Consider the following 7,771-nt stretch of genomic DNA (forward strand, 5'->3'; position numbering starts at 1 on the left):
TAAGGGAAAATATGAATACGACTGCGTTACGGTTAGCAAAACTTGCCGAAGCTCGGCAACATTGATAGTGTGATTACGTCAAAATCGCTTGGTACTTATACCGTCAGTATCCCTTGGTAATCACACTTATTCACATAATGATTATTCACATAATGATTATTCACATAATGATTATTCACATAATGATTGTTCAGCTTATAGCCGCATTTTAAAACATTGTGTTTGCTTTAAAATGCGTCCAAAAGGGCGCATTACTTGGTTAAGCAATTAATTTATTTTTAATTACTTGTTTTAGAATCGAGGGTAACTCTTCAACGGTTTGAATGTTGAGTAATTCCTGATTCTCAAAGCCATAAAGCATTCCTGTATTTATACCAATGCATACAATTTGAATACCTAGAAGTTCCGACATTTCAATCGACTTTTCTAAATACTTTAGATCGCTTGCTTGACCATCAGTAATGATAAAAACAACTTTCTTTTGCTCGACACGAAGTGACAGCCTACGAATTACAGAATAAAGACTTAACCCTGTATGTGTTCCGCCTCTACTACTGACTCTAAAGTTATCTTTAACGGCTTTAGTTGTTGATTTAAAACACTTTGCTTCATATAGGTAACCGGCACTGAAATATATGCATTCACTATTTACGCCTTTCAACTTATCTATTGCTAAGTTAATTGCAAGCGCAGAAGTATTAACACCATTCATATCATCAGCACTCATTGAACTAGACCTGTCTACGAGAACTGATATCGCCATTGTTGGAGCTTTAGTAATTCTTTCTGATTTAAAAACATTAAAATTACCAGCTTTTACTCCAGCAAGTCTATTTGCCTCAACAGTTCTACCTTGCTTAGAAAAATTCACACTTTTTCGGTCTAACCCATAAATTATTTTATGGAGTTCTCGACTTATAGGTGTTGAAAGTCTCTTAGCTTGGTTTAGCGCTGCAGTACCAACTGTGCCACGATCATTTTTTGATATTAAAGGAGCATTGAATTGAATTAGTTGCTCCATATCATTACTTGATCTTACTTCATCGGCCATTTTCTCTAGCTCGTTATTAACTTGTTCATGCAAATCTGCCATGAGCTGACTTTCATCGGCATTTAGGCATTCATTTACAAAATTAATAACTTGCTGGCTAACATTTGAGTTTTGACCTTGGCTATCGCCTGAGTCATCACCTTGGCTATCGCCCGGTTCAAACTCTATTTTTTTAAGTAATTGAATGATCTGTTCTGTAAGTTCATAACTATGTTGGTTAGATTGAAGCGTTGGTATCGTATCCAATAACAAAATTAAATCTTGTACTGGTTTTTGGCCAATACAATCAGTTAATAAAGCTAATGCAATTTCACAGAACTCCTTTAGTTGTACTTGGTTGTTAATTTTATATCGACCATAATATACAACTACAGCTTGCAGCAGTAATGAAGGTGGGAAGCTATCAGTTGGTTTACTGAACCATCCCTTTTTAATACCTTGAGTAACCATCTTAGATAAATTTAAGATGGCGCCCGGCCACTCCAGACAAACCATTCTTTCCATACGAATATCCTCAATGCCATTTCTAATAGCATTGAAAAATACCCCTTTTTCATACGACTTAGCTGTCCATGTTCTATCGGTCCATCGTAGATGGCCTACTTCATGATCAATAGCGCCTTCCAAAAGTTCGAGATAATCGGGGTTTTCAAGATCACCTACGGGTAAAGTAATGCTGTTGTAATCTGTATAGCATCTGTTACCAGTTAAGTTAATCGTAATGTCACCACGGTTACTCATTACTCTTGAAAGCATTCTAAATCGTTTTAATAGTTTTGATTTATTCATTTGCATCTCCTCCAGAAATGTTTAAGAGGGGGATACACCCACAAGGGGTGAGTATCCCCTGTGGGTTTAGAATTAAAGGAAGCTAGATTGCTTCCTTAATTTGTTACCAATTAAATCCAAAATCACCTAAAGAGTTGTTACGCTCAGCGGGCTCGAAAAAAACGGTTTCTTCTTTAGGCGCTAGGTCAAATTCAAATGAATTTTCTTGATCAGCTGTTTCTAAAATGATTGAACTCTCAGAAGCAGTTTCACTAGATTTACCTGAAACGAAAAGGCTCGCTACGTCGGTATCCTCATGTGTAATTACTTCCGGCTCTGGTGTTGCACTATATTGAGGTTTTCCTTCAGCATGAAGGCGAAGTGTGTCTTCATTACTCATTACGAGTAACCAGTTGGTTAACTCTGAAAATGAATGACCTTCAATGTAGCCACTAGAAGGTAAGTTATTTAAAACCTCCTGTATTGTACTAACCACGTTTTCAATACCATTATCTACAAATGATAAATCAATAAGTTTATTCATCATTCTTCTAAATGGTGAACGTACTTTTTGGCTTACGCGATTAACTGGCGTTTTGTCTTTAAACCAGTTTGTTTTATATACACTGCCTGCTTCTTTAGCGATTTCTTGCCAAAGAGTTTCTGCAACATCGTTTTTGATATCGTCTTCATCATCATCAAAAAGCGCTTTCATAGCCAAAGGCTTTGTAAACGACAGTTTGAATTTTGATTGGAACTCAACCTGAGATAAAGCGTATTTATAGATCAGTGCAGCGATATCTGAATTTTCAGCCATATGTTGATTAACTGAAATATCATATTCAGCAATTAATACTGATACTTCATCTTGCCAATCACGCTTTATTCCATCAAGCTCTGACTTAAGCTCATCTAACCTGGTCGTTGGGACAACCGTAAAGTCTCCATACTTAACACCATAACTATTAAAAGTTCGTGTAAGCCGGTTGTTGTACTTCGTTGTAAGCTTCAGCTTGCTTCTAGGAAACCACTGTAATTTACTCCCCTTGATTTGATTAGATGATACTTTCTGACCATCTAGTTCTATCTTTGCGTTCGGTAAAGTTGATTCACCACATGGCGATCTTAATTGCCAGCCTAACAAACATGCTCCATTTTTAAGTGAAGTGTTTTGTTCTGCTAACTCTTTGCCGTTTGCGATTGCTTCGTTTGATAAAGACATGTTGTCTCCTCCAATTTGATAAAAAAAGGGGAGACTTCCCTGTTGGGGAAAGTACTCCCCAAAGGGTTGGTTGATTAATAGGACCTGCGATTTGTTACATCACTTCAATATCCCATGTATTTTGATTAAAGTGGCCTATTCCAATAAGTGAATAACCTCTTTGTTCTTTATTTTTGGCAAGAGCATTTCTCTCACCGTTTACAGACATAAAAACCCATTTCCATTCAGTATTATCATTTTTGAACAACACATATGTCGTATTTTGGAATGATGTTACAGCCCAAAATTTACCTTCACCGGCATGATGATAAACATCAAACGGGTTATTGCATTTCAGGTTACCTTGAGCATTGAACATAACTTGAGCTCGACAGTTTACAAAGTCACAGCTCTTCATTTTCTCATCCGAATGAATAAGAAAATAAGGATTGCCGTTCCTAATGTAATCAATCTTATCGGTTGCCTGAATTAACTCAGACATACTCATTGCTTTAATGTCTCTTACATTGTCAATTTTAAGTGGGCCTTTCCCCCCTTCAATGCGGAGGTATTTACCATTTGATGGTTGGTAGCTAAAACCAATAAAACGACCATTTTCAACTTCAAAGCACTCAAACACTGTGTCCCCTCTCTCAACTTTTAAGTTAGCCGAGTCAGAGGATGTGTTAGTGTTTGAGATGGTTACTTTTTTTGAATTAACTCGCCAAGTGGTTTTTTAATATCATCACCCCATACTCGTTGAACAACAGAATTAACCTCTTCAATTTCATCATTATCAATGGAACCTAAAAACGAAAATTCAAATGACTCATATGGAGAACGATTGGCACCAAATGTCATCATGTAAAAACCCCAGTGGACTAAAGTTCGTGTTGAAAAAACACACCCTAATCCATTATCGATGTTGCCATCGTGATCTTTACCTAATGCAGCTGTTCTTAAAGAGTCAGCTGTTTGTACCATAAGCTTGCGAATCGGCAATGTTAGTTTCGGAAAATTCTTTTCCAAAATTTCCAACTCAACTGCTTTGCTTGGATATTTAGTTTTTAACCAACCAAAACGCGAACGTAATGCTTGGTCTAAACGCTGTGAAGTAATATACCTATCACTATCCCCACCACCGGTAGTATTTGCTGTAGCAGCTATTCGACAGTTAGCATGTTTGTTTATGGTTTCACCGAAAACACTAAGTGTCCAAGGCTTGCCTTCAACAAACAAATGAAGCGATGTTGATAAATCTTCATTAGCTTTATCCACTTCATCTAAGATAACTAAACCACCGTATTTGTATCCGCATGCAGCTTGGCTGTATCGCTTGCGAGTGACATTATGACCTTTTCCATCAACAATTAATTCATAACCACCCTCTAAACGCTCACCACTCATGCCTACGGTTACTTTTTCAATAAAAACAGGCTCATTAAAGCGATCTGCAATGAATAGTAATAACTCCGTTTTACCTGTACCTGTTTCACCCACAAAGCCAAGAGGCTTCGGTTGAGCGGGCGCAAGCCACCATGCTAACGCTTTACGAAGAGTTGCTTCATCAGGCGTATAATGCATGTCAGCTTTTTGACAATTTGGGTGGCGGTGTTTACGAATTTTAATCTTGTATTGATTAGGGTCGAAGATTTCAGGAAAACGCTCATGAGCATCAACTTCTATCATTTCGTTATAATCAATTTTAGTTGCAGGTTTAATTGTAGATACGTTTGATTGTGCTTGAGTATTCATATTGTGTCTCCTCCAAATAGATTTTTGAGGGACACTTATCCCGTCAAGGGTGTAGTGTCCCTTGATGGGTTTGATTTCTTAATATTTAAAATGGTACTTCTAAAAAGTCTATATAACTTTTTTCATAAAGATGAAGGTTTGGTAAGTCTAGAACAGAACAATATTCAAATGCTGCTTCTGTTTCATCCTCAACTGCAAGGTCTAGCATAAAATTCACTTGAGCCTCTGCTGCTAATTCCTCAGTTGCATAACTGGTAGAATTCCAAACTTCAACTGAGTCTGGCCAACCATCAATATGACCAAAGTGATAGCCTTCATCACTCTGACCTAATAGCAGTTTTCGCTCAGTAACATTATCATCAAGTAGAATCCAAGTATTAGACTCATGAGTAGGATAAATTTCCATTATCAACTCCTAAAACTTTAGATCATGCCAAGGAGGGATGTCTGGCCCTTCTAAGTCACTATAAAGATGAGAGTTAGACGATGAGCAATTGCTACCATTTAAGATGAAGTGCTTGTATTCACAAAGAGCTTTAGCGTATTTGTTAGTTACAAGTATTTCATTAAGTTGATTATACTGTTGTAAGATCTGTGGTACTGCAATTCTAATTAAACAAGCATCTAAATCTAGAGACTGGCATACATAATCAAAATTTGCAGAGCAAATCCATTCAAGTTCGTCGTTTAGTATCTCTGAATTCGCTTTAGCATATCGAAGCATACCAAGTGAACGATACAAAATACTTTCCCATAACGCCTTAATGTTCTCGTCTGACCAATGAATGTAATATTCACCTCTTGCAGCATCCAAACAATCATCCATTAAACTAAAAAATACATCCTGCCCAAGGGCAACTTTACCAACTCGGTGAGCTGTTATGATATCTTCGTCTAACGAATGGCACGTATATTCTGCATTTACTGACAGAAAGTGATCAGTTTTTCGCTTCGGTTTAAACTGCTTCTTTCTTTCAAGTTCTGCATTTATTTGAGCTTTGGTTATGGCCTTTTTTGGTCTAGCCATGATGTTCTCCTCCAAAGAGATTTTTAAAGGGAACATCCCCAGCAAGGGAAAATTCCCTTGCTAGGTTGGTAGATAGGTTGAGTTAGAAGTTAACCGTGGAAAACGCGGTTTGACTCTTGATATAAACGGCTTGCGCGAATAGCTAACTTGTTAGATCTATTACGTTTTGCTCGTTTAATTAATTTGCGCTCACGACGACGTAGATATGCGCCGATTGACTTGTTATTCATAAGCTCCTCCAAGTTAAAAAGCTGAAGGACTAACCTGTGAAGGTTAAACCCTCAGAGATTAAGACAAGCAACGAAGTTGCTTGGTGTGCACTCACAAAATAGATTTTTGCTTTTCAACTTGATGTTGAGAGTGCGTAACTAATATTCAACTTTAACTGCCATAGCAGAGTTATTCGCGAGAAGCGAAAAGGTATTATGAATATTAGAAAAAACAAAAGTAACATCCTTGTCATGCAAATTCCTAGGCTAGGAAACCTTATCTAGCTTGTTATTGTTGACTACCGCCATACCCTCCTGGTTGAGGTTTAGGAGCAAAACCGCCCTGCGATTGCGGATAGTGTATTGGTGCGCTCTGGTCTTGCTGGCTGCGCTGATAGTTTTGTGCATTATTTTGCTGTTGACTATGATGCTGAGGCGCACTTTGGTAGTTTGAAGAACTATTTTGTTGTGGGTGACCATTTTGTTGGTTCTGATTGCCAATTAAGCCAGAGGCTTTTAAACATTCCACTTCAACTTTTCTAAGATGTTGAATTAGCTCGATAGCTTTAATCTTTGTTGAAGAGCGGTTTTCCCCACCATTATCAGTCCACTTTTCTTGAACAAGTTTTCCTCTTAAAGTTACTTCGTCCCCTACTTCAATAGCTGGTTTAAAATTCTTTAAAAACCGACTATCCACTTTGACATCAAAAAAGTAAGTTCTGTCAACCCACTCACTTTGTCCGTTAGGTTCGTTTGACTTCTTAAAGTAGCCGTCATCACAAGCAATTGTCACAGTACCAAAATACCCATCTTGACCATTTCTGATATCAAGACTCGCGACTCTACCACCAAGCCTTGCTGAATTATCTTTTGCAGTACGCATATATAAGCCTTCTATAAAGTTATAAAATCATCACAACTGATGTAGATATAATTACATAAAGAAAATATCGCGCGACTTAATCAAAAATAACGGCAATATTCACCGTAACCCTTTGAATAAACTCTAATATATAAAGCCCATTCAGAGAGTAAGGTTTACCCTACTATCTGTTAAACATCCCATTCACATACAAAATCGCTTTCGCCAATTAAGCCACTAGAAATGGCCTTTTGCTTTACAGCTGATAGGTAGTCTGGTTTGTCTAAATGATTAACATCAATCTGTTTTATCTCACCCGTGAACAATGTAAGTGTTGATGTTGATTTGTCGAAAATATGAAAAGCGGAATCTTCAAACATAGGTTTCTCCTTATTGGTTATACCTAAGCATCCTGCTTCAAGCTGCATAGGTATAACCAGTAAGGAAATTCACAGGGAGCTAATGCTCGCCTGTGAAAGTTGATTTAATCAGTGGATGACTCATATTTGCTTCAACAAAGAATTCAAAATTAACAAGGTTCATTCCAAGAATATTACTATGTGAAATACTCTCATCTGAAAACCTAATTTCACCGGGAACAGCGAATACTTTGTCTTTGTTGAATATCTCAGTTGCTATTTGACTGGCCTCGTTATGTGTTTCAGCTGTTGCTAAAACTTTTAACGTTAACCTGTCATATACAATGCAATATACACTCTGAATCTTTAACTGATTGTGATTGTTGTAGCCCGAGTAGGTTGGAATTAGTTTAGTGAACTACTCGCGCCTAAAGGCATCGAGCTTCCAAGATAATAGCCTAAGCTACTAACCTTTCTTTTTTGACGCTTCGTTGGACACCGCTAGTCGAGCTTTTGACTCGGCTAGTCTTACGATTGCC

Annotated in this window: 9 protein-coding genes; all 9 read right to left on the reverse strand. The window is 37.5% G+C overall.

The annotated features are described in order from the left end of the window. Nucleotides 1-259 precede the first annotated feature (259 nt). The 9 genes from ABMY41_RS20895 to ABMY41_RS20935 all read right to left on the reverse strand — a co-directional run bounded on the left by ABMY41_RS20895 (nucleotide 260) and on the right by ABMY41_RS20935 (nucleotide 7,253). Nucleotides 260-1,840: a VWA domain-containing protein gene (locus ABMY41_RS20895; protein ID WP_171040465.1), complete on the reverse strand. Its 1,581-nt coding sequence runs from the start codon at nucleotides 1,838-1,840 to the stop codon at nucleotides 260-262. A gap of 103 nt (nucleotides 1,841-1,943) precedes the next feature. Continuing rightward, on the reverse strand, nucleotides 1,944-3,041 hold the full coding sequence (locus ABMY41_RS20900) for a DUF3150 domain-containing protein (RefSeq protein ID WP_036973823.1): 1,098 nt from the start codon (nucleotides 3,039-3,041) through the stop codon (nucleotides 1,944-1,946). 94 nt (nucleotides 3,042-3,135) lie between these two features. Further along, nucleotides 3,136-3,660: a hypothetical protein gene (locus ABMY41_RS20905; protein ID WP_063529544.1), complete on the reverse strand. Its 525-nt coding sequence runs from the start codon at nucleotides 3,658-3,660 to the stop codon at nucleotides 3,136-3,138. Between the two features lie 62 nt (nucleotides 3,661-3,722). Continuing rightward, nucleotides 3,723-4,775, reverse strand: coding sequence for an AAA family ATPase (locus ABMY41_RS20910; protein ID WP_138558669.1), 1,053 nt, complete (start codon nucleotides 4,773-4,775; stop codon nucleotides 3,723-3,725). An 85-nt stretch (nucleotides 4,776-4,860) separates the two neighbouring features. Next, on the reverse strand, nucleotides 4,861-5,181 hold the full coding sequence (locus ABMY41_RS20915) for a hypothetical protein (protein ID WP_036973820.1): 321 nt from the start codon (nucleotides 5,179-5,181) through the stop codon (nucleotides 4,861-4,863). 9 nt (nucleotides 5,182-5,190) lie between these two features. Beyond that, nucleotides 5,191-5,802 carry a hypothetical protein gene (locus tag ABMY41_RS20920; protein WP_036973819.1) on the reverse strand — a complete coding sequence of 204 codons (612 nt, stop codon included), beginning with the start codon at nucleotides 5,800-5,802 and terminating at the stop codon, nucleotides 5,191-5,193. 89 nt (nucleotides 5,803-5,891) lie between these two features. Further along, a complete protein-coding gene (locus tag ABMY41_RS20925) occupies nucleotides 5,892-6,032 on the reverse strand; it encodes a hypothetical protein (protein ID WP_155950871.1) in 141 nt (46 codons plus the stop codon). A 268-nt stretch (nucleotides 6,033-6,300) separates the two neighbouring features. Then, nucleotides 6,301-6,894 carry a single-stranded DNA-binding protein gene (locus tag ABMY41_RS20930; RefSeq protein ID WP_349276158.1) on the reverse strand — a complete coding sequence of 198 codons (594 nt, stop codon included), beginning with the start codon at nucleotides 6,892-6,894 and terminating at the stop codon, nucleotides 6,301-6,303. Nucleotides 6,895-7,064: 170 nt separating this feature from the next. Further along, nucleotides 7,065-7,253, reverse strand: coding sequence for a hypothetical protein (locus ABMY41_RS20935; protein WP_199528639.1), 189 nt, complete (start codon nucleotides 7,251-7,253; stop codon nucleotides 7,065-7,067). Nucleotides 7,254-7,771 lie beyond the last annotated feature (518 nt).

This window comes from Pseudoalteromonas sp. BZA4, from assembly GCF_040104395.1.
In the GTDB taxonomy this organism is placed as follows: Bacteria; Pseudomonadota; Gammaproteobacteria; order Enterobacterales; family Alteromonadaceae; genus Pseudoalteromonas.

What these genes read in the sequence shown, in the direction of transcription:
- ABMY41_RS20895 (WP_171040465.1), bottom strand. Translation starts at nt 1,840, where the DNA reads ATGAATAAATCAAAACTATTAAAACGATTTAGAATGCTTTCAAGAGTA.
- ABMY41_RS20900 (WP_036973823.1), bottom strand. Translation starts at nt 3,041, where the DNA reads ATGTCTTTATCAAACGAAGCAATCGCAAACGGCAAAGAGTTAGCAGAA.
- ABMY41_RS20910 (WP_138558669.1), bottom strand. Translation starts at nt 4,775, where the DNA reads ATGAATACTCAAGCACAATCAAACGTATCTACAATTAAACCTGCAACT.
- ABMY41_RS20915 (WP_036973820.1), bottom strand. Translation starts at nt 5,181, where the DNA reads ATGGAAATTTATCCTACTCATGAGTCTAATACTTGGATTCTACTTGAT.
- ABMY41_RS20920 (WP_036973819.1), bottom strand. Translation starts at nt 5,802, where the DNA reads ATGGCTAGACCAAAAAAGGCCATAACCAAAGCTCAAATAAATGCAGAA.
- ABMY41_RS20925 (WP_155950871.1), bottom strand. Translation starts at nt 6,032, where the DNA reads ATGAATAACAAGTCAATCGGCGCATATCTACGTCGTCGTGAGCGCAAA.
- ABMY41_RS20930 (WP_349276158.1), bottom strand. Translation starts at nt 6,894, where the DNA reads ATGCGTACTGCAAAAGATAATTCAGCAAGGCTTGGTGGTAGAGTCGCG.
- ABMY41_RS20935 (WP_199528639.1), bottom strand. Translation starts at nt 7,253, where the DNA reads ATGTTTGAAGATTCCGCTTTTCATATTTTCGACAAATCAACATCAACA.